Source organism: Rhodococcus sp. I2R (assembly GCF_020889545.1).
GTDB lineage: Bacteria > Actinomycetota > Actinomycetes > Mycobacteriales > Mycobacteriaceae > Rhodococcoides.
Genome location: NZ_JAHUTG010000007.1, coordinates 212,072 through 231,444 on the forward strand (window position 1 = coordinate 212,072; position 19,373 = coordinate 231,444).

16 protein-coding genes are annotated in these 19,373 nt (G+C 64.8%); 10 read left to right on the forward strand and 6 right to left on the reverse strand.

All coding sequences use genetic code 11. The features are described 5' to 3' along the window. Nucleotides 1-2: 2 nt before the first annotated feature. Nucleotides 3-683 carry a TetR/AcrR family transcriptional regulator gene (locus KVY23_RS09670; protein WP_206508728.1) on the reverse strand — a complete coding sequence of 227 codons (681 nt, stop codon included), beginning with the start codon at nucleotides 681-683 and terminating at the stop codon, nucleotides 3-5. A gap of 206 nt (nucleotides 684-889) precedes the next feature. On the opposite strand from KVY23_RS09670, the gene KVY23_RS09675 reads away from it, so the two are divergent. The 5 genes from KVY23_RS09675 to atzF are packed head-to-tail and all read left to right on the forward strand — an operon-like array spanning nucleotide 890 to nucleotide 7,563. Then, on the forward strand, nucleotides 890-2,440 hold the full coding sequence (locus KVY23_RS09675; protein WP_230556228.1) for an amino acid permease: 1,551 nt from the start codon (nucleotides 890-892) through the stop codon (nucleotides 2,438-2,440). Between the two features lie 3 nt (nucleotides 2,441-2,443). Further along, entirely contained in the window at nucleotides 2,444-3,244 is an 801-nt protein-coding gene (locus tag KVY23_RS09680) for an urea amidolyase associated protein UAAP1 (RefSeq protein ID WP_230556229.1), read from the forward strand. Then, nucleotides 3,241-3,864, forward strand: coding sequence for an urea amidolyase associated protein UAAP2 (locus tag KVY23_RS09685; RefSeq protein ID WP_230556230.1), 624 nt, complete (start codon nucleotides 3,241-3,243; stop codon nucleotides 3,862-3,864). The genes KVY23_RS09680 and KVY23_RS09685 overlap by 4 nt, the downstream gene beginning before the upstream one ends. Continuing rightward, the gene (locus tag KVY23_RS09690; protein WP_230556231.1) at nucleotides 3,861-5,870 is read left to right on the forward strand and encodes a 5-oxoprolinase/urea amidolyase family protein; all 2,010 of its coding nucleotides are present in this window, start codon (nucleotides 3,861-3,863) and stop codon (nucleotides 5,868-5,870) included. The genes KVY23_RS09685 and KVY23_RS09690 overlap by 4 nt, the downstream gene beginning before the upstream one ends. Further along, nucleotides 5,857-7,563 (forward strand): allophanate hydrolase, encoded by a 1,707-nt coding sequence (atzF, locus tag KVY23_RS09695; RefSeq protein WP_230556232.1) that lies wholly within the window; start codon nucleotides 5,857-5,859, stop codon nucleotides 7,561-7,563. The genes KVY23_RS09690 and atzF overlap by 14 nt, the downstream gene beginning before the upstream one ends. A gap of 77 nt (nucleotides 7,564-7,640) precedes the next feature. On the opposite strand, the gene KVY23_RS09700 is transcribed toward atzF, so the two are convergent. Next, nucleotides 7,641-8,516: an SGNH/GDSL hydrolase family protein gene (locus tag KVY23_RS09700; protein ID WP_230556233.1), complete on the reverse strand. Its 876-nt coding sequence runs from the start codon at nucleotides 8,514-8,516 to the stop codon at nucleotides 7,641-7,643. A gap of 241 nt (nucleotides 8,517-8,757) precedes the next feature. On the opposite strand from KVY23_RS09700, the gene KVY23_RS09705 reads away from it, so the two are divergent. The 4 genes from KVY23_RS09705 to KVY23_RS09720 all read left to right on the forward strand — a co-directional run bounded on the left by KVY23_RS09705 (nucleotide 8,758) and on the right by KVY23_RS09720 (nucleotide 12,460). Further along, nucleotides 8,758-9,597, forward strand: a complete 840-nt coding sequence (locus KVY23_RS09705; protein ID WP_230556234.1) for an MBL fold metallo-hydrolase — start codon at nucleotides 8,758-8,760, stop codon at nucleotides 9,595-9,597. A 2-nt stretch (nucleotides 9,598-9,599) separates the two neighbouring features. After that, nucleotides 9,600-11,234: an alpha/beta-hydrolase family protein gene (locus KVY23_RS09710; RefSeq protein WP_230556235.1), complete on the forward strand. Its 1,635-nt coding sequence runs from the start codon at nucleotides 9,600-9,602 to the stop codon at nucleotides 11,232-11,234. A gap of 29 nt (nucleotides 11,235-11,263) precedes the next feature. After that, nucleotides 11,264-11,428 (forward strand): hypothetical protein, encoded by a 165-nt coding sequence (locus tag KVY23_RS09715; protein WP_187346748.1) that lies wholly within the window; start codon nucleotides 11,264-11,266, stop codon nucleotides 11,426-11,428. Between the two features lie 75 nt (nucleotides 11,429-11,503). Then, a complete protein-coding gene (locus KVY23_RS09720) occupies nucleotides 11,504-12,460 on the forward strand; it encodes an NAD(P)/FAD-dependent oxidoreductase (protein WP_206508736.1) in 957 nt (318 codons plus the stop codon). A gap of 10 nt (nucleotides 12,461-12,470) precedes the next feature. Here KVY23_RS09720 and KVY23_RS09725 read toward each other — a convergent pair whose 3' ends face one another. Together KVY23_RS09725 and hadA are read right to left on the reverse strand one after the other, a co-directional pair. Continuing rightward, the gene (locus tag KVY23_RS09725; protein WP_230556236.1) at nucleotides 12,471-13,193 is read right to left on the reverse strand and encodes a Clp protease N-terminal domain-containing protein; all 723 of its coding nucleotides are present in this window, start codon (nucleotides 13,191-13,193) and stop codon (nucleotides 12,471-12,473) included. 55 nt (nucleotides 13,194-13,248) lie between these two features. Then, nucleotides 13,249-13,788 carry a (3R)-hydroxyacyl-ACP dehydratase subunit HadA gene (gene hadA / locus KVY23_RS09730; protein WP_075839288.1) on the reverse strand — a complete coding sequence of 180 codons (540 nt, stop codon included), beginning with the start codon at nucleotides 13,786-13,788 and terminating at the stop codon, nucleotides 13,249-13,251. Between the two features lie 183 nt (nucleotides 13,789-13,971). Between hadA and KVY23_RS09735 the strand changes: the two genes are divergently transcribed. Then, nucleotides 13,972-16,191 carry a bifunctional diguanylate cyclase/phosphodiesterase gene (locus KVY23_RS09735; RefSeq protein ID WP_230556237.1) on the forward strand — a complete coding sequence of 740 codons (2,220 nt, stop codon included), beginning with the start codon at nucleotides 13,972-13,974 and terminating at the stop codon, nucleotides 16,189-16,191. A gap of 12 nt (nucleotides 16,192-16,203) precedes the next feature. Here the strand turns inward: KVY23_RS09735 and KVY23_RS09740 are convergent, their stop codons facing one another. Next, the gene (locus tag KVY23_RS09740; RefSeq protein WP_075839289.1) at nucleotides 16,204-16,881 is read right to left on the reverse strand and encodes a response regulator; all 678 of its coding nucleotides are present in this window, start codon (nucleotides 16,879-16,881) and stop codon (nucleotides 16,204-16,206) included. Beyond that, nucleotides 16,878-19,319, reverse strand: coding sequence for a DUF4118 domain-containing protein (locus KVY23_RS09745; RefSeq protein WP_374108710.1), 2,442 nt, complete (start codon nucleotides 19,317-19,319; stop codon nucleotides 16,878-16,880). The genes KVY23_RS09740 and KVY23_RS09745 overlap by 4 nt, the downstream gene beginning before the upstream one ends. Between the last annotated feature and the right edge of the window lie 54 nt (nucleotides 19,320-19,373).

The window sequence follows — 19,373 nt, forward strand, 5'->3', positions numbered from 1 at the left end:
GCTCACCGGTCCAGTATGGCGGTTCCGCGTTCGAGAAGGATTTCGGCTCCCGCGCGCACGGCGGCGATCGGTCCGGTGAACCCGAGAACCCGCACGGCGGCCTCGGCGATGACACTCGCGTAGTCGGCACCTTCGGCATCACGGCCGTACTCGGTATCTGCTCGCGTGTTCACCACGCTCTCGACGAGCCGGAAGGGGAGATCCAAGACTCCCGGCACGGTTGATGCGGGTTCGGCGACGACTTCTGTGGCGATGGACCTGTACAGGTCCATCAACGCGTACCGGTGGGCTCGGAATGTCGAGAAACGGTCCTCGCGCAGTTCCGGCAGGAGGTACAGCGCACCGAGGTTCCATTTCGAGCGGCAGAGCTGGTCGGCGTCACACCACGCGAGGGCGTACATCTTCTCTACGGCCGGGGCATCGGAGTCGCGTACGGCGCGGCCCACCGCCAGGGGTTCGTCGACGGTTCCACTCAGCAGCGAGTCCAGGAGCTCGTCCTTGTTGGCGAAATGGTGATAGAGCGATGCCTGCCGCATGCCGACTGCGTCGGCGATCATCCGGGTGGAGGTGTTGGTGTAGCCGCGGGTGGTGAACAGTTCTGCGGCGGCGTCCCGTATCTCGTCTCGGGCGGTTTCACCCGGCCGCTTCTTCGTGCTCAACCTCGGTCGGCCTGCAGTGGTCATGCTGTACATCCTGGCATCGAATCGACTCGTGTGAAATTTCTGTCACTTGATCGAAATACAGGAAACACGGTTGTTTCACGAGTGCCGTCGTTCGATACATGCACGACACCCGAAAGGCATCACGGACGGGAAAACTATCGAGTGACAGAAACCCCGCACCGGCAGCGCAGACGGGCGGTCACTCTTCCTCTTATCAGGAGCCAGACATGAGCTCGACTACCCTGCCCGCACCCGAGGGCCCCACCAGCCCAACAATTTCAAGCCGCGATCACTCCGACCTTGCCGAGCTCGGCTACGAACAGCAGCTGCACCGCAAACTCGGCAAGTTCGCCTCGTTCGCCGCCGGATTCTCGTTCGTATCGATCCTGACCACCATCTTCCAGCTCTTCGCCCTCGGTTTCAGCTTCGGCGGACCCGCCTTCTTCTTCACCTGGCCCCTGGTGTTCCTCGGCCAGTTCATGGTTGCCCTCAACTTCGCGGAACTGGCAGCGCGATACCCTATTTCGGGTGCGATCTACCAGTGGTCGCGTCGCATGGGCGGGGAGATCGTCGGCTGGTTCGCAGGGTGGTTCATGATCATCGCGCAGATCGTGACCGCATCAGCGGCCGCCATCGCATTGCAGGTGGTCCTGCCCAGCATCTGGAGCGGCTTCCAACTCGTCGGCGACGACCCCGCCCTCACCTCACCCAGTGGAGCCACCAACGCCGTCATCCTCGGATCGGTGCTGCTGGTCATGACGACCACCATCAACTCGATCGGCGTCAACTGGATGGCGCGCATCAACAGCATCGGCGTCACCTGCGAAATCGTCGGCGTCATCGCACTGGTGCTCGTGTTCTTCACCCACGCCCAGCGCGGTCCGCAGGTGGTACTCGACACCGGCGCTCCCGGTACGGAATCCGGATACATCTGGGCCTGGATCGTCTCGGGCCTGATGGCTGCCTACGTCATGGTCGGATTCGGTTCGGCCGGTGAGCTCGCCGAGGAAACTCACAACCCGCGACGCGTAGCACCGCGCACCATCCGCCTCGCATTGTCCGCTTCCGCGCTGGGCGGCGGGGTGATGATCGTCGGCGCACTCATGGCGGCACCCTCACTGACCGACGGTAATCTCGCGACGCTGGGCCTGCCGTACGTCATCGACTCCATCCTGACCTCACCGTGGGGCACTGTTCTGCTGGTCGATGTGGCAATCGCAGTCTTCATCTGCACCTTGGCAATTCAGACGGCAGCAACCCGACTGATGTTCTCGATGGCCCGCGACGGACGGCTGCCGGGGTCGAAGCTGCTGTGCACGGTCAACCCCAGAACCGGAACGCCCATCGCGCCTGCCGTCCTCATCGGACTCGCCTGCATCGCAGTTCTGGCCGTCAACGTCGGCAACGCCGCCCTGTTCACCACACTCACCAGCGTGTGCATCGTGCTGATCTATCTCGCGTACCTCATGGTCACCGTGCCGCTGCTGGTGCAGCGACTCAAAGGCTGGCCGAACGGCGGCATTGCGTTCGACGCCGAAGGAAACAAACTCTTCACCCTCGGACGTGTCGGAGTTCCCGTCAACCTCGTCGCAGTCCTCTACGGCGGGCTGATGGTGATCAACCTGTCCTGGCCGCGCGCCGAGATCTTCAACCCCACCGGAGAATTCCCGCTGCTTCAGTGGGCAGCGCCGCTCACCGTCCTCGCCGTGGTCATCGCCGGCATCGCCTGCTTTCCTCGCGGCAAGACCCATCCGCGTCCAGTCAACCTAGGAGCGTAAAGCATGAGTACCGCAACCACTCTCGCCGCGAAGGAACACGCACGCGCACAGGCCGCAGCAGTCGATGCGCCCGTCGCCCCTGATGGAATCGATGAACTCACCTGGGCCGAAACGGTCCCCGGCGGCCGCTACACCTCCAATGTGCTCGCCCGCGGAACTCGTCTACGACTTCGCGACGTCGACGGCTCTGCTTGCGCCAACATCCTGCTCTACCGCGCCGATGCACCGTGGGAACGACTCAACGCCGCCGACACCGTGAAGGTTCCGTGGCAGGCGTACCTCGCTACCGGCCACCCCCTGCTCTCCGACCAGGGCCGCGTACTCGCCACCATCGTCGCCGACAGCTCCGGCCACCACGACGCCTTCTGCGGAACCACCTCGCAGGCCGCCAACGAGAACAAGTACGGCAGCGGCGCTCTGCATTCCGGATCCCCGGCCGGACGTGAACTGTTCACCGTGGCCGCGGCGAAACACGGCCTGTCGCAGCGTGACCTGCCCTCGCCGATCTCCTTATTCCAGGGAGTACACGTCGAATCCGACGGGGCCCTGGTCAGCACCGGATCCGCCGGCGCAGGTGCCGAGATCGATCTACTGATCCATCTGCCTGTCATCGTGCTACTCGCGAACACCGCGCACCCACTCGATCCCTCACCGGAGTTCGCCACCACCACTGCAGTAGAGATTCTCGCCTGGGACGCAACCGAGGAACTACGGACGCTGCCCAACACCGAACCCGAATATCAGCGCGCAGTGCGGAACACCGAAAGCGCCTGGAACGCTGCTGATCCGAAAGGCATCCGATGAGCACCACACTCGAACACACCATCATCCGAGACGAACTCGCCGACGCCCGGGCCCCGTGGTCTGCCGTCGTGCGAGCCGGCGACGTGCTGACGATGATCGACCTGCACGGCAATCAGGCAGTCGACACCTTGCTCTACGCCGCCCACGATCACAGCATCCGATACAGTGCCTCTGCCACCGTCACCGCTCAGCGCAATCTGTTTCTCACCACCGGGACCGTGCTGCGCAGCGACGACTCGACACCGCTGATGACGATCGTCGCCGACGAGGTGGGCAATCACGACACCGTCGGCGGGGCCTGCTCACAGGAGTCGAACACGTTGCGCTACGGCCACCACACCAAACATCAACACGCCTGTGTGGAGAACTTCCTCATCGAGGGCGCGAAGTGGGGGCTCGGCAAACGCGATCTCGTCTCCAACATCAACTTCTTCATGAACGTGCCCGTGGACCCCGACGGCACCCTCGGCATCGTCGACGGTTTGTCCGCACCGGGCAAGTCTCTGTCGCTGCGAGCCGAAACGGACACCCTCGTGCTCGTTTCGAGCTGCCCGCAGATCAACAACCCCTGCAACGGTTTCGACCCCACGGCAGTGCGGATGGTCGTGACGCGGTCATGAGCACCACCAAGATGACCGTGGTTCGGCCAGGGATACTGACCACCGTGCAAGACTGGCCGGGACGTATCGGCTACTGGAAAGTGGGTGTGCCGCCATCCGGGCCGATGGACGACCTGTCCTTCAGGCTGGGCAATGTCGCACTCGGAAACCCCGAAGGCGCAGCGGGACTCGAATCGGCGATGTCCGGTCCGGCCCTGACCTTCGACGCCGACACCTACGTGTGCGTCACCGGGGCCGACGTACCGGTGACGATCGACGGGCACAGCGCCGAGCAGTGGCGTCCACTCCTCGTCCCCGCCGGAGCCACCCTCGACGTCGGCACGAGCAACGGAGCCGGGTTGCGCGTCTACGTCACCATCCAGGGATCGATGGAGATCGACGACTACCTGGGTAGCGCAGCGACATTCACCCTCGGTAAGTTCGGCGGACTCCGCGGCGGAACCCTCACAGAGGGAGACATCATCGAGATCGTCGGTGCCGCCGACCCGTCGAATCTCCGCTCGATCCCGATGGAGCACCGGCCCGTGCTGACGTCGAAGTGGGAGATCGCCGTCACCGAGGGTCCGCACGGCGCACCGGACTTCTTCACCCGCGCCGATATGGAAACCCTGTTCGCCACCGACTACGAGGTTCACTTCAACTCCGACCGCACCGGTGTACGACTGATCGGTCCCAAGCCCGAGTGGGCGCGCCAGGACGGCGGCGAAGCCGGTCTGCACCCGTCGAACATTCACGACAACGCGTACTCCGTCGGCGCACTCGATTTCACCGGTGACACTCCGATTCTGCTGGGCCCGGACGGCCCGAGTCTCGGCGGCTTCGTCTGTCCTGTCACCGTCGTCGCCGCCGAGCGCTGGAAGCTCGGACAACTCAAAGCCGGTGACACCATCCGCTTCGTCCCCATCAGGGCGGCGAACGCCGCTGCACTGGGCGCACTCGGCGTCGAGCGTCGGGCGTCGTTTCCTGTTGTGTTCTCGAGCGGAGGCGACGGTGACGACGGTGTCATCGCGCGCCGCGAAGCCGAGACAGCGGTGACCTACCGCAGATCCGGTGACGACAACGTCCTGGTGGAGTACGGCGATATGACGCTGGATCTGGCGTTGCGCGCACGAGCGCACGCGCTGCACGAACGAATCGAGGCAATTGCGCCGACCGGCCTGCTGGATCTGACCCCGGGCATCAGGTCACTGCAGGTCAAGGTCGATCCGGACGTGCTGCCGATTTCGACGCTGATGGGACTGCTCGCCGAGGTCGAGGACGATCTACCCGCGGCCTCGGAACTGGTGGTGCCGTCACGAACCGTGCGGATGCCGCTGTCCTGGGACGACCCGTCCACACGCGAGGCGATCCAGCGATACATGCACGGCGTGCGCGCGGACGCCCCGTGGTGCCCGTGGAACATCGAGTTCATCCGCCGTATGAACGGACTCGACACTGTCGCAGACGTATTCGACACCGTGTTCGCTGCCGACTACATGGTTCTGGGGTTGGGCGATGTCTATCTCGGCGCACCCGTCGCGACTCCACTCGACCCACGCCACCGGCTGGTGACCACCAAATACAACCCGGCACGCACCTGGACGCCGGAGAACGCCGTCGGGATCGGCGGCGCATACCTGTGCATCTACGGCATGGAAGGCCCCGGCGGATATCAGTTCGTGGGCCGCACCACGCAGGTGTGGAACCATCGTTACCCCGAGCGAAGCGGTTCGTTCGAGGCCGAAAGTCCCTGGCTGTTGCGGTTCTTCGACCGCATCTCCTGGTACCCGGTGGAACCGGAGGAACTGATGGACCTGCGCGCCGATACCGCAGCCGGCCGCGGTGGGGGTGTGGAGATCACCGACGGCGAGTTCTCCCTCGCCGAGCACGACAACTTCCTCGCCGACAATCACGACTCGATCGAAGAGTTCCGCGCGATGCAGGCAATAGCGTTCGACGCCGAACGCACAGCATGGTCCGCGGCCGGCGAATTCACCACGAAGGGCGATACCGATGGAGCAGTATGATTTGATGGAGCGGGTTCGGCAGGCTTACAAAGAGATTGTCGAGGTCGATCGGCCCGAGGTGTGGATCACGCTGCGCGAGGAGGCCGATGTACTCGCCGAGGCCGAGGCACTGGATCCGTCGCTTCCGTTAGCGGGGTTACTTGTCGCCGTCAAGGACAATGTCGATGTTGCCGGTCTTCCGACAACGGCTGCATGCCCCGACTTCGCCTACACGCCTGACGCATCCGCGACTGCGGTTGCACGCCTCGTCGAGCAAGGCGCCCTGATACTCGGCAAGACCAACCTGGACCAGTTTGCGACCGGTCTGGTCGGAACCCGCAGTCCGTACGGCGCGGTTCGCTGCGCCTGGGACCCGGAGCTCGTTTCCGGTGGTTCGAGTTCCGGTTCCGCTGTTGCCGTCTCACTAGGCATAGTGGACATCGGAATCGGCACCGACACAGCGGGCTCCGGACGGGTACCTGCCGCGTTTCACAATCTCGCCGGGATCAAGACGACTCTCGGTATGGTTCCCACGACGGGAGTGGTGCCCGCCTGCGCCGACTACGATTGCGTCACCGTGCTCGCCCGCGATCTCGATACCGCAGCGGCGGCGACTCGCGTGATGATCGGGTACGACGAACTCGACGTTCGCAGCCGCACATGGCCGGCCGATGTCACACTCGCCCCGGCACGAGCGCCGCGACTCGCCGTGCCCAGGCCAGAGGACCTCACCGCACTGAGCCCGGAGTACCGCGATGCGTTCGACAGGACCGTCGCTGCACTCGTATCCAAGGGCATCGATCATGCCGAGGTGGACATTTCGGTTCTTCTCGACGCCGCGACGCTGCTCTACGACGGAGCAATCGTGGCGGGGCGGTATTCGGCTGTCGGGGAGTTCCTCGCCACCGAGCCCGCGTCCGCCGACCCGACGGTGGCGCGGATCGTCGGCGGGGCGGCCGAGCCGTCGGCGCATCGGTATGTCGACGACCTCGCCACCATCGCGGCCGGAAAGCGGTCCGCTGCACAGCTTCTGGAAGGTTTCGACGGGTTACTTCTGCCTACCACCACCGAACACCCGACCATCGCTGCTGTACAGGCAGATCCGCTGGGCATCAACCGGTGCCTCGGTACGTTCACCAACTTCTGCAACCTGCTGGACATGGCGGCCGTCGCCGTCCCGGGGGCGCCTACAGCCGCGGGCGATCCATTCGGGGTCATGGTGGTGGTACCGGCATTCGCCGATCAGGTGGCCGTCGATATCTGCGCACGTATCGTCGATGCGGATGCACCGGTGCTGGTGGACGAGGGCACCGAAGTACTGGTCGTCGGCGCGCATCTATCCGGCTTCCCGGTACACCATCAACTCGACGGTGCTCGTTTCACCGGGTACGTACAGACCTCCGATGCCTATCGAATGGTCGATCTGGGCACCACCCCGCCGAAACCGGGCCTCGTCCGACACGGCGATGGACTCGGTGCGCCCATTGCCGGTGAGCTGTACCGGATGTCTGCCGCCGCACTGGGAACGTTTCTCGCCGGGCTGCCCGTACCGATGGGCCTGACCAAGATCGAACTCGCCGACGGGCGCTGGGTCACCGGGTTCTGCTGCGCTTTCGACGCCGCGCAGAACGGCGAGGACATCACCGAGTTCGGTGGGTGGCGTGCGTATACGGCGGCCAGGCGACCGAACCCCGCACCCCTTTTGCAGACCTAGGTGCCGAGCTCGGACGTGAACGGGGCTTGCAGGTCGGCAAAAACGGTGCGAAGTTCGCGCGTGGGGCGGGTCATGCGTCAGTTCAGCGACGCCGCGATCTCCTGGGCGAACGCGGCCATCCCGGCTGCTGTCGGGTGCAGAGGCGCTGCGGGGTTCGCCGGTATGACCCCTTCGAGGTAACGCTCGGCGGGCTCGGCGCAGCCATCGTGGCCGATGCTGATCTCGCGAACATCGACGAACCTCGCGCCGTGTTCCTCCGCTTCCCGCGCGAGCGCATCGTTCATCTTGTCTACGCTCGCCTGCAGGTAGTCGGCATCGCGGGCCCAGACGGGCTGGGTTCCGTAGCAGCCGCCGGGCTGCACGTAGGTGCCGTACCCGACGACGAGGACCTCCGCGTTCGGTGCGCGCTCACCGATCGCGGCGAACACCTCACCCCACCGCGGCGCTGCCGCGTCGATCGCTTCGGCGACGATGTCGGTGCCGCCGGCGGTGAGCGTGTCCGCGCAGGAGACACCTACTGGTTCGGCTGAGAAGTTGATGCAGTTGCGCGCCGTCGAAACCAGTTCGACGTCGTTACCGCCGATGGTGATGGTCACCAGATCCGTCTCGGGGGAGAGGGCGTCGATCTGTAGTGGAACCGGTCCGCTGCCGGTCGGCTGCTCGACGGAGGTGACATGCTCCGAACGTGCACTCGAGCACGAAACGTCGACGAACGACGCCGTCTCGATCAACCCGGACAGCACGTGCGGATAGTTCGAGTTCGATCGCAGGCATCCGGGTGTTCCGGCCGAATCGGGGATCAGCGGACCCGCTGCTGCGGAATCACCCAGGGCGACGTAGTCGATGGGTGTGGGTTGCTCCAGACGTTGCTCCAGAGGCTGCGCCTCGGTTGCCGCCGAGCAGCTCATCGAAGCCGCTAGTGCCAGTACACCCACACCTATGAATCGACGCATGAAACTCACGCTACGCGAGCACAAGAGTCTTCGGAGCTGCCCTTGCGACCCGATTCGCCGGTACCCTCGAACAGGTTCACCACGTACACATACGAAGGGCGCACGTTTCATGATCACCAATTTCGTCAATCTCATTCTCGGCAGCATCGGATCCATCTCGGCTGGCAGCAGCGGCTTCGAACTCGCACCGGGAGTACTTCCCTTCGGTCTCTAGATCGACCAGTTCAGGGCGGCTGAATTCATGGGCGACGATCTACCCATCTGCGTCACCTGCGGCGTTCAGTACGCACTCGACGCCGCAGGTGAGCGCCCGATCCACTGCATGATCTGCGAGGAAGAGCGCCAGTACGTCGGTTACGACGGGCAACAGTGGACATCACTGTCATTGCTCCGGGAGCAGGGTCGCCGCGTGGACGTTCGGGAGGAAGTGCCCGGGCTGTGGGGGCTTGCCACGGCACCTGCCCTCGGTATCGGCCAACGTGCGCTCCTCGTCCCCGGAGAGGGCGGCACGGTCATGTGGGATTCGATCTCCTACATCGACGACGACGCAATCGCACGGGTCACCGAACTCGGCGGTATCTCCGCCATCGCGCTCTCGCATCCCCACTTCTTCAGTTCGATGGTCGAATGGTCGCGCGCCTTCGGCGACGTACCCATCTACGTTCACGAGCGTGACGCATCGTGGGTCACCAGGAACGAGAACGTCGTGCTGTGGTCGGGTCCGCGACACGAGATCGTTCCTGGACGGACCCTGATCAACGCGGGCGTTCATTTCGCCGGGGGCACCGTCATGCACTGGGATTCGGGGTTGGACGGTCGCGGCGCCCTCTGCGCGAGCGACATCTTCACCGTCGTCGCCAACCGACGCTGGGTCGGGTTCATGTACAGCTACCCGAACCTGATCCCCGAACACCCCGACACCATCACCAAGGCCCTCGAACTGATCGCGCCCTACCGCTTCGAAGCGCTGTACGGAGGTTGGTGGGACCGGGTCATCACCGAGGACGCCCACGCTCGTGTGATCGCCTCGGCACAGCGGTATCTCGATCACATCGGTGCAGATCAGCGCTCTACTATGTGACGATGCACAAGCTGCGGCAGTTCGTTTCACGGCTCGAGCCAGTCGGATTGTTCGTCGGCATCATCTTCTTCGCGTTCTCGATGACACCATCCTTGCTGCCCCGCGCCTGGTATCTGCAGGGCGTCGCGACCGGCATCAGCATGGCCACCGGATACGGCGTCGGATGCCTGCTGGTGTGGGTGGCGCACTGGTGCGGCATTCGCCCGAACTTCTCGACGCAGACCAGGCGATACGGCCGGTGGGGTGTCGCGGCGACCGCAGCTGTCGTCGTTCCTCTGTTCTTGATTCTCGGCTCGTGGTGGCAGGGCATCGTTCGACAACTCGTGGACGTGGAGGATCCCGGCCGTGTGCTCTACATGGGCGTTCTTGCCGTTGCGATTCTCATCGCCCTATTGCTGTTGGCCATGGCACGTGGTTTGCGCTGGTGCGCCCGGTATCTCACCACCAAGTTCACCCGGATTGTCCCACTACCCGTTGCGAAGGCAGTCGCAGTCGGCCTCGTTGCTCTGTTGACGCTGTTCGTGATCAACGGCGCCGTCAACAACGTTCTCATCGCGGCTGTCTCGAGTTCCTCCGAAATCGCCGACAAGGGCAACCATCCCGGAGTCGAACAACCCATGTCTCCGGAGAACTCAGGTTCGCCGGAGTCCAACGAGGCCTGGGACACACTGGGTATGGAGGGCAGGCGCTTCGTCTCCTCGGGTCCCACTGCCGAACAGATCGAGCAGTTCACCGGTGAACCCGCTCCCACACCCATTCGCGTCTATGCCGGAGCGGAGGGTGAGGACTCGATCGAGGCCACCGCCGATCGGGTGGTCGAGGAGCTCGAGCGCACAGGCGCTTTCGACCGCGCAGTTCTCGCCGTCGCCACCACCACCGGACGCGGGTGGGTCAACGAATCCGTCGCCGGTTCGCTCGAGTACATGTACGGCGGTGACACCGCGATCGCCTCGATGCAGTACTCGTTTCTGCCCAGTCCGATAGCGTTCCTCGCCGACCGGGAGTCACCTCGCAGGGCTGGTCGGGCACTGTTCGACCGCGTCTACGACGCCGTGCAGGACCGCCCGGAAGAGGCGCGCCCCAAGCTGGTGTCCTTCGGGGAGAGCCTCGGCGCCTACGGCGGACAGGACGCCTTCGGTGGTGCGCGAGACATGGTCGCGCGAACGGACGGCGCTCTGTGGGTGGGCAATCCGAACTTCACGAGGCAGTGGGCCGAGATCACCGCTGATCGTGACGCGGGCTCGCGCGAGATTCTCCCGATCATCGACGACGGCGTGTATGTGCGCTTCGCCGGCCGCCCGAGCGATCTCGATCTCGGCACCCCGTGGGAGCAGCCCAGGGTGATCTACTGGCAACACGCGTCCGATCCGATCACGTGGTGGTCGTCGAGTCTGATCCTGCATCGACCGGACTGGCTGCGTGAGCCGCGCGGCGTCGATGTCGATCCCGGAGTGCGGTGGTTCCCGTTCGTCACGTTCTGGCAGACCACGTTCGACATGGTGTTCTCCACAGATGTACCGCAGGGCTACGGCCACAACTACGGCGAGGATGCCGTCGAGCTGTGGGCCGCGATACTGCAGCCCGACGGTTGGACCGAGCAGGACACCGAGCGGCTGCGCGAGGTCGTCGCGGGTTGAGTCTCGCCCGTCCGGGGTATCGGGAGGTCATGACAGATGACAAGCACACCGACCCGAAAACCACCGATGTCGGCACCGCACCCGAGGGCGCCGATGCCGATGTCCAGTCCGACCCGGCCTCGGGTGGAAATACGAGCGAATGGACCGACGAGGGCGGCGCGACCGCCGAGGGTCCCGCTACCGACACCGAATAGCACCGCACCTCGCTCGGGTTTGCTATTTCGGCAAGTAACATTGCCATATGGCATTGCGGGCACCACAGTTGTCTCATGACAACGACACCCGAATACGACGTGATCATCATCGGCGGCGGCGCTGCCGGCCTGGCCTCGGCTGTGACACTCGCCCGGGCCCGCCGACGCGTCCTCGTCGTCGATGCAGGCGCGCCGCGCAACGCACCCGCCGAGCACGCACACAACTACCTCGGACTCGAGGGTGTGCCACCGCTGGAACTGCTGCAGAAAGGACGCGAGGAAGCTGCGTCGTACGGCGCCGAACTCCGCGAAGGTTTCGCGGCGAAGGTATCGGGTTCGATCGACAGCTTCGCCGTCACGCTCGCTGACGACGCCGAGATAACTGCGCGTCGACTTCTGATCACCACCGGATTGACCGACGAGCTACCCGACATCCCCGGCCTGGCCGAGCGGTGGGGCCGCGACGTGCTGCACTGCCCCTTCTGTCACGGATGGGAAGTCCGCAACGACACCGTCGGCATCATCGGAAGTCCCTTCGGCGTGCATCAGGCGCTGATGTGGCGGCAGTGGACCGACAGCGTCGTGCTCTTCGCCGGAGACTTCGAACCCACCGAGGAGGAGTACGAGAAACTGGCGGCGCGAGATATCGGCGTAGTGACAGACAAGATCGCGGGACTTGCTGTCCACGAGGACGCGCTGACCGGAGTGCAATTGGTCTCGGGCACAACAGTTCCGCTGCAGGCCGTGGTCACCAAGCCGACATTTCGGGCCAATGCGAGCATTCTGTCCGACCTGGGTCTCGACGTCACCGAGGCGATGATGGGCGAGGTACCCATGGGCGCGACATTCGTCGCGACGGACGAAAAGGGGGCCACTTCGGTTGCCGGTGTCCACGCCGCCGGGAACGTTGCCGCCCCCATGGAGAACCTCATCGGCTCCGCAGCGGCAGGTGTGCGCGTGGCCGGCGGCATCATCGCGGACCTCATCGATGCGGACGTGAAGCTGGCAGTGCAGGAGCGAGCACGCGCCTAGGGCTTCAGGGTCAGGGCTCGAGGAAGGGCGCGAGAGCCTCGATGAGCTCGCGCTCCACGGTTGCCTTCTCGACCCCGAGTTCGGCGAGCACACCGGCACCGTTCTCGTGTTCGAGCAGAGCAAGCAGCAGGTGTTCGGTCCCGATGTAGTTGTGGCCCAACCGAAGAGCCTCCCGAAAAGTGAGCTCCAAGACCTTCTTGGCATCGGCGTCGTAGGGTACGAGCCCCGGTACTTCGGCGGCCTTCTCGGGCAATCTCGGCGCGATCGCCTCGCGGACCACGCTCTCGGTTCGCCCCGCGGAGAGCAGGAATCTCGTACCCAGCGAATCCTTCTCGCTCAGCAATCCGAGGACGAGGTGCTCGGGAGCGATCGCGTCGTTGCCCGCCGCCTGGGCCTCGACCTGCGACGCCACCACCACGTTCTTCGCGCGCGTGGTGAATCGCCGGAATCCCTGGCTCGGATCGAGGTCCGACTCCGCCCCTTTCGGCACGAAACGCTTCTGCGCTGCCTGCTTGCTGACGCCCATACTTCGGCCGATCTCGGTCCACGACGCGCCGGAGCGACGGGCCTGGTCCACGAAGTGGCCGATCAGGTGATCGGCAAGATCACCGAGCGAATCGGCCGCGAGGACGGCGTCGGACAGTTGCTCGAGTTCGTCGTCGTGCACCTTCCTGATGGCGTCGATCAGATCGTCGAGACGGACGGGGAGGGCGGCTTTCGCTGGCTCGGTCACTCGTCAACCATAAGTTGACGAAGAACTAGCGTCAACCCTGAGTTGACGATCGAGGTCAGGGCGTCGGCGAGCCCACCGTGCCGGCCATCATGATCTGCTCCACGTAGTGCATGAAGTTCTCGGGCGTCGACACCTCGGCGGACGCAGCGAGAGTGGTCATCGCGGTAAGAATCGGCTGATCTCGCTGATCGAATATGTCGTTCTCCACCACGATCAGATCCGCGCCCACCGCTCGGCGCGCCGACACCACCGACACCTCACAGCTGAGCCGATCGCCCGCATGCAGCGGCCGGTGAAAGGTGAACTTCTGATCGACCTGCAGTATCTGCGGCATCGAATAGCAGCTCAACGTCTCCTCGAACAGGCGACGCTGGGCGACGAACGCGATGAGAGACATGAAGGTGGGCGGAGCGATGATCGAGTCGTAACCGAGATCCCGCGCAGCCTCGGTGTCGTAGTGAGCCGGGTGAAAATTGTGTACGGCCTTGGCGAACTCTTCCACCTTCGCCTTGCCGACCTCGTACACATCGTCGATGCGATAACTGCGTCCGACCATGGCGCGTACCTGCCCTGGCACGTCGTCCGTTTCACTCATGTGTCGGATTTTACGCGCCCGGCGACACCCCACAGCGCAGGCAATATCGCGGGTGCCGAACAGCGGCGCTACACGCGTTCGGCAGCAGTTCTACAGTAATCTGAACGTTCTACAGTAATCTGCACGGGGGCGAGCTTGACGAGCGGTTCGTGAACAACTGTGAGCAGGCGAGGAGGGCCTTCGATGGACGCGAAGGCCCCGCTGTTGGGCAGAATGCCCTACGGAGTTCTGCGTACCGTCGGGCTCGCGGCCGTGGTCATTTCCGCCGGTATCCTCTTCTACCTCGGCAGCGCACCGATACGCACCGTGGTCCTCGGGGGGTTCGCCGTCGGTTCGATCCTCGCGATCGGCGTCGGCATACGGCGATACGCCCCCACCGATGCCACCTCCTGGTGGTGCCTGTTTGCTGCCGCCATATTCTTTCTTGTGGGAGTCGGCCTACGCAGCGATCCGACCATCTACCCCACCGACATCTCCGCGGTCTCCAATGTCTTCACCCTCGCCGGCTACGCGGCGATCGGAACCGCACTCGCCCGCTGGATCCTCGAACGGCGCTCACGCGACGACATCACCCCGCTCATCGATGCGGCCTTGATCGCGCTCGGAACCTTCTTCCTGTCCTGGATCCTGTTCATCTCGCCGCTCCTCGACAGCGACGTGGGAATGCTGGCAGCGGTGACGAACGGTACCTATCCGGCCGTCGACGCCGGCATGATCACCTTGATCACCTACCTGCTCGTATCCGCCGAACGTCGCAATCGGTCGCTGAGCCTGCTCCTGGTGGCGCTTCTGTTCGTCTTCGCCGGTGACGTCGCGTACGCATACTTCCTTTCCAGCGAACAATCGCCGACTGCGGGACTGCTCGACGGCATCTACCTCCTCGCGTACGCATCGCTCGCGCTCGCAGCGCTCGATCCACACATGGCCGCCATGTCGCAGCCGAGACACCTCGCTCCGCGCAGCCGCAGCCGCATCGCGTTCCTCGTCGTTCTGCTGGCGGTGTGCGCGGCGATACCGTTGCTCGGTACGGCCGTGTCCACCAGCGATATGGCCGTCCGGTCGACATTGCTCTCGGTCATCCTCATCGGCATCTTCCTACGCGGGGAGCGAGCGATGAGTCTGATGGAACACAGCGAGGACGACGCCCGCTATCGGGCCGCTCACGACGTGTTGACCGGACTACCGAATCGCACGATGCTGCGCGAGCAGTTTCATCGCTTGGACTCCGAGGACACGCCAGGGCGGATCTTCGTCCTGTTCGTCGACCTCGACAACTTCAAGATGGTCAACGACTCCTACGGACACCGCGTCGGCGACGAGATGCTCGCCGCCGCCGCACACCGCATCCGCGCGACCGTGCGTCCGTCGGACACCGTCGTTCGGTATGCAGGAGACGAGTTCGTCGTCATCGGTCGCTGCACCCGACCGGACGTGGAGGAACTGGCGCGGTCCCTGGTCACGCGATTGTCGGAACCTTTCGTGCTCAGCGCCGCCAGCGCCTACATCACGGCCTCGATCGGTATCGCTGCGGCGGGAAACAGAGCGGGCGCCCTCGACGACCTCATACGCGAGGCAGACACCGCGATGTACCACGCGAAATCGCAGGGCGCGGCCCGGTCCGCCTTCTTCGACGAGTCGCTGCGCGCGTCGTCGACGGCGGCGATACAGACCGCAACTGCTCTCCGCGGAGCAGCCAAACGCGGCGAGCTGGTGGTGCACTACCAACCGATCGTCATGACCTCGACACGTGAGACCGTGGTCTACGAGGCCCTTGTCCGCTGGCAGCACGGCGGCAGACTGCGCGGCCCCGGCGAGTTCGTCGCCATCGCAGAATCGACCAACCTCATCGGCGAGATCGGTGAAGAAGTACTGCGCACTGCACTCGACGACCTGACGGCGTTACGCGCAGCCGGTCAGGAAGTAACCATGTCCGTCAACGTCTCACCGGTGCAACTGCGCGACGACTCGCTACCGGACCTCGTCGCCCACCTCCTCGCGGAGCGTGGTCTGCGAGGCGAGGATCTCGCCCTCGAAGTCACCGAAACAGCCCTGATCGACGACATGTTCACGGCCAAGACCATTTTGGACCGGCTCGCCGCGATGAACGTGCTCATCGTGCTCGACGACTTCGGCGTCGGATACTCCTCGCTCAGCCGGTTACGTGAACTACCGATCGGGCTGCTGAAGATCGACCGATCCTTCGTCGCCGAGATCGGCACTTCGCCGACGGCCGATTCGCTCGTCACCGCCATCGCGTCCATGGCCCGTGCACTGCCGGTGTCCATCGTCGCCGAGGGTGTCGAAACCGAAGAGCAGGCATGCGCGATCGAAACGCTGCGCTGCCGATTCGCCCAGGGCTACCTGTACGGCAAGCCCGCGCCGCTGCGGCATTGGCTGAAGTAGGGCGAATACTTCTCACACGAGCCGATATCCCATGCCCGTCTCGGTGAGCAGGTGACGCGGATGCGACGGGTCGTCCTCGAGCTTCTGCCTGAGCTGACCCATGTAGATACGCAGGTAGTGCGTTTCGCGTTCGTGCTGCGGGCCCCACACCCCCTTGAGCAACTCACGCTGCGAAACGAGCTTTCCCCGATTGCGCGCCAGGAGCTCGAGCACACCCCACTCGATCCGAGTCAGATGCACGCTCTGCCCATTCCTCGTCACACTCTTCGCCGACAGATCGACAGTGAACGAATCTGTCACCACCACGGCCTCGTCGACCGCACCGGGTGCGCGCCGCAGCGCGGCACGAAGCCGGGCAAGCAACTCGTCCATCCCGAATGGCTTGGTAACGAAATCGTCCGCTCCAGCGTCGAGCGCGTCGACGGTGTCCGCAGAGTCGGTTCGCGCCGAAAGCACAACGACGGGAACGTCCGTCCATCCACGCAGGCCGCCGATGACATCGAGACCGTCCATATCGGGTAGACCGAGATCGAGCAGGACCAGCTCGGGATGGAAGTTCGCGGCGACGCGGAGAGCTTCGGCACCGGTGGCTGCGGTGGCCACGTCGTACCCGCGGACGTTCAGATTGATCCGCAGTGCGCGCACGATCTGCGGCTCGTCGTCGACGACGAGGATTCTCACCTTGCTCACGACTCGGCCACCGGCCCCGCACTCTGTTCACGCGGGGCGGCCAGATCGATCGTGACCGTCAATCCGCCACCCGGGGTCTCGGACGCGTCGACACTCCCGCCCATCGCCTCGACGAATCCGCGGACGACAGAGAGGCCGAGTCCGACGCCGACGGTGGCGTTTCGGTCGCCGAGACGTTGAAACGCGTCGAACATGGACTGCTCGGCGTCTCTGTCGACACCGGGACCGCGGTCGGCGACGGTGATCGAAGCACGGTCGCCGCGGCTGAGCGCCCCAATGCGGATATCGCTACCGAGACCGTGCCGCACGCTGTTGTCCACGAGATTGGCCAGCACACGCTCGAGCAATCCGAAGTCGGCGAGCACCTGGACGTCACCGACGTCGACGGAAACCTGGGCAACCGAACTACTGGTCTGGGTCGAACTGCTCGACAGTGCTCGCTGCACGGCATCCTCCACGTAGATCGGTGTCAGCGTCGGACGGACGACACCAGCCTGGAGACGGGACGAATCGAGCAGATTCCCGACCAATGCTGTGAGCTGATCCGCTGACTCGTCGATCGTTGCCAACAGCTCTGCGGTGTCCTCGGCCGAGAACTCGACGTCGGTGCTGCGCAGCGAGGACGACGCCGCCTTCACTGCGGCGAGGGGAGTGCGAAGATCGTGGCTGACGGCGGAGAGCAGCGCACGGCGAAGCTCGTCCGCCTCGGCGAGCGCGTTCGCTCTACTGGCCTCGAGGATCAGGCGAGACTGACGCACCAGCCCGGCCGCTTGATTGGCGACCGCGGTCAGCACCCGCCGATCGCGGGCGCGCGACCGCGGCCCGGCCAGCAGCATCGTGAATTGCCCGTCCGGGACATCGATTCGCGTGTCCGCATCGTCCTCGGTGCGCGGAGGATCGTCTCCGACTGTGCAGACAGGCAGACCGGTGGCCTCCTCCACGAGCGAGACTGCGCGCTGGTTGTACGTTTCGCGGACTCGACCCAGCAACGATTCGAGATCCGCGCCGCGCAACACGGATCCGGCGAAGAGCGTCAACAGCTCGGCCTCTCGCGACGCCGATTTGGCTTCGCGGGCACGCCGCGCTGCGTTGTCCACCAGCACCGCGACCGCGACAGCCACCGCGAGCAGCACCACTGCTACGCCGTAGTTCTCCGGCTCCGCGACGGTAAGGCTGTAGCGGGGTTCGGTGAAGAAGAAGTTGAGCGCGAACCCGGAGATGAGCGCGGACAACGCCGCCGGCGCCACACCCCCCAGCAGGGCAACGCACAACACGACCATGAAGAACAGCGCACTTTCGCCACCCGAGTTCAGCCGCGGTCCGACCAGGGCAAGCAGTGCTGCGGCCGCACCGGGAACCGCCACCGCAGCGACCCACGCCGCGATGCGCCGGCTGCCGTGCCCGACCTGCCAGTTCCATCGCCGCGCCCGCTCACTGTGGGTGACCATGTGTACATCGATACTGCCCGAGTCGGCTACCACGGCGGCGCCGATACCCTCGTCGAAGATTCGGGCGGCGCGCGAACGCCTCGACGTCCCGATCACCAGCTGCGTTGCGTTGACGCCGCGGGCGAAGTCGAGAAGTGTTGTGGGAACGTCGTCGCCGACGACGCTGTGCAGGGTGGCGCCGAGACCGGCCGCGACGGTGCGCACGGAGCCCATCTGCGGCGCGGATACGCCCGCGAGTCCGTCGCCGCGTACGACGTGCAACACCATCAGCTCGGCGCTGGACCGCGACGCGATGCGGCTGGCTCGCCGAACCAGGGTTTCGGACTCCGGTCCGCCGGTCACCGCAACGACGACTCGTTCGCGGGCCTCCCAGGTCTCGGTGATTCGATTGTCGTTGCGGTACTGCACCAGAGCCGCATCGACCTGGTCCGCGATCCACAACAGCGACAACTCACGCAGGGCGGTGAGATTGCCGCGCCGAAAGAAGTTGTTCGAAGCCGCATCGATCTTCTCGAACGCATAGATGTTGCCGTGAGCGAGCCTGCGCCGCAGCGCTTCCGGAGTGATGTCCACCAGTTCCACCTGGGCGGCGCCACGCACCACCCGATCGGGAACCGTTTCGCGTTGCACTACGCCGGTGATCTGGTGGACGACGTCACCGAGTGACTCCAGATGCTGAACGTTGACAGTGGAGATGACGTCGATGCCTGCTCCGAGCAGCTCTTCGACGTCCTGCCAACGCTTCTCGTGCGTGGAGCCAGGGGTGTTGGTGTGCGCCAACTCATCGACGAGAACCACCTGCGGTGCCCGGGCGATCACCGCGGCCACGTCGAGTTCGAAGTTGACAGTGCCTCGATACTCCATTCGAGCGGGTGGAATCAGCTCGAGACCCTCCAGTGCCGCGGCCGTCCGTGCACGCCCGTGCGTTTCCACCAACGCGGCCACCACATCGCACCCGCGTTCCTTGCGGCGGTGCGCCTCACCGAGCATCGCCAGAGTCTTCCCGACGCCCGGAGCCGCGCCGAGGTAGATGCGCAGCTCACC

What these genes read in the sequence shown, in the direction of transcription:
- KVY23_RS09670 (WP_206508728.1), bottom strand. Translation starts at nt 683, where the DNA reads ATGACCACTGCAGGCCGACCGAGGTTGAGCACGAAGAAGCGGCCGGGT.
- KVY23_RS09675 (WP_230556228.1), top strand. Translation starts at nt 890, where the DNA reads ATGAGCTCGACTACCCTGCCCGCACCCGAGGGCCCCACCAGCCCAACA.
- KVY23_RS09680 (WP_230556229.1), top strand. Translation starts at nt 2,444, where the DNA reads ATGAGTACCGCAACCACTCTCGCCGCGAAGGAACACGCACGCGCACAG.
- KVY23_RS09685 (WP_230556230.1), top strand. Translation starts at nt 3,241, where the DNA reads ATGAGCACCACACTCGAACACACCATCATCCGAGACGAACTCGCCGAC.
- KVY23_RS09690 (WP_230556231.1), top strand. Translation starts at nt 3,861, where the DNA reads ATGAGCACCACCAAGATGACCGTGGTTCGGCCAGGGATACTGACCACC.
- atzF (WP_230556232.1), top strand. Translation starts at nt 5,857, where the DNA reads ATGGAGCAGTATGATTTGATGGAGCGGGTTCGGCAGGCTTACAAAGAG.
- KVY23_RS09700 (WP_230556233.1), bottom strand. Translation starts at nt 8,516, where the DNA reads ATGCGTCGATTCATAGGTGTGGGTGTACTGGCACTAGCGGCTTCGATG.
- KVY23_RS09705 (WP_230556234.1), top strand. Translation starts at nt 8,758, where the DNA reads ATGGGCGACGATCTACCCATCTGCGTCACCTGCGGCGTTCAGTACGCA.
- KVY23_RS09710 (WP_230556235.1), top strand. Translation starts at nt 9,600, where the DNA reads ATGCACAAGCTGCGGCAGTTCGTTTCACGGCTCGAGCCAGTCGGATTG.
- KVY23_RS09715 (WP_187346748.1), top strand. Translation starts at nt 11,264, where the DNA reads ATGACAGATGACAAGCACACCGACCCGAAAACCACCGATGTCGGCACC.
- KVY23_RS09720 (WP_206508736.1), top strand. Translation starts at nt 11,504, where the DNA reads ATGACAACGACACCCGAATACGACGTGATCATCATCGGCGGCGGCGCT.
- hadA (WP_075839288.1), bottom strand. Translation starts at nt 13,788, where the DNA reads ATGAGTGAAACGGACGACGTGCCAGGGCAGGTACGCGCCATGGTCGGA.
- KVY23_RS09735 (WP_230556237.1), top strand. Translation starts at nt 13,972, where the DNA reads ATGGACGCGAAGGCCCCGCTGTTGGGCAGAATGCCCTACGGAGTTCTG.
- KVY23_RS09745 (WP_374108710.1), bottom strand. Translation starts at nt 19,319, where the DNA reads ATGCTCGGTGAGGCGCACCGCCGCAAGGAACGCGGGTGCGATGTGGTG.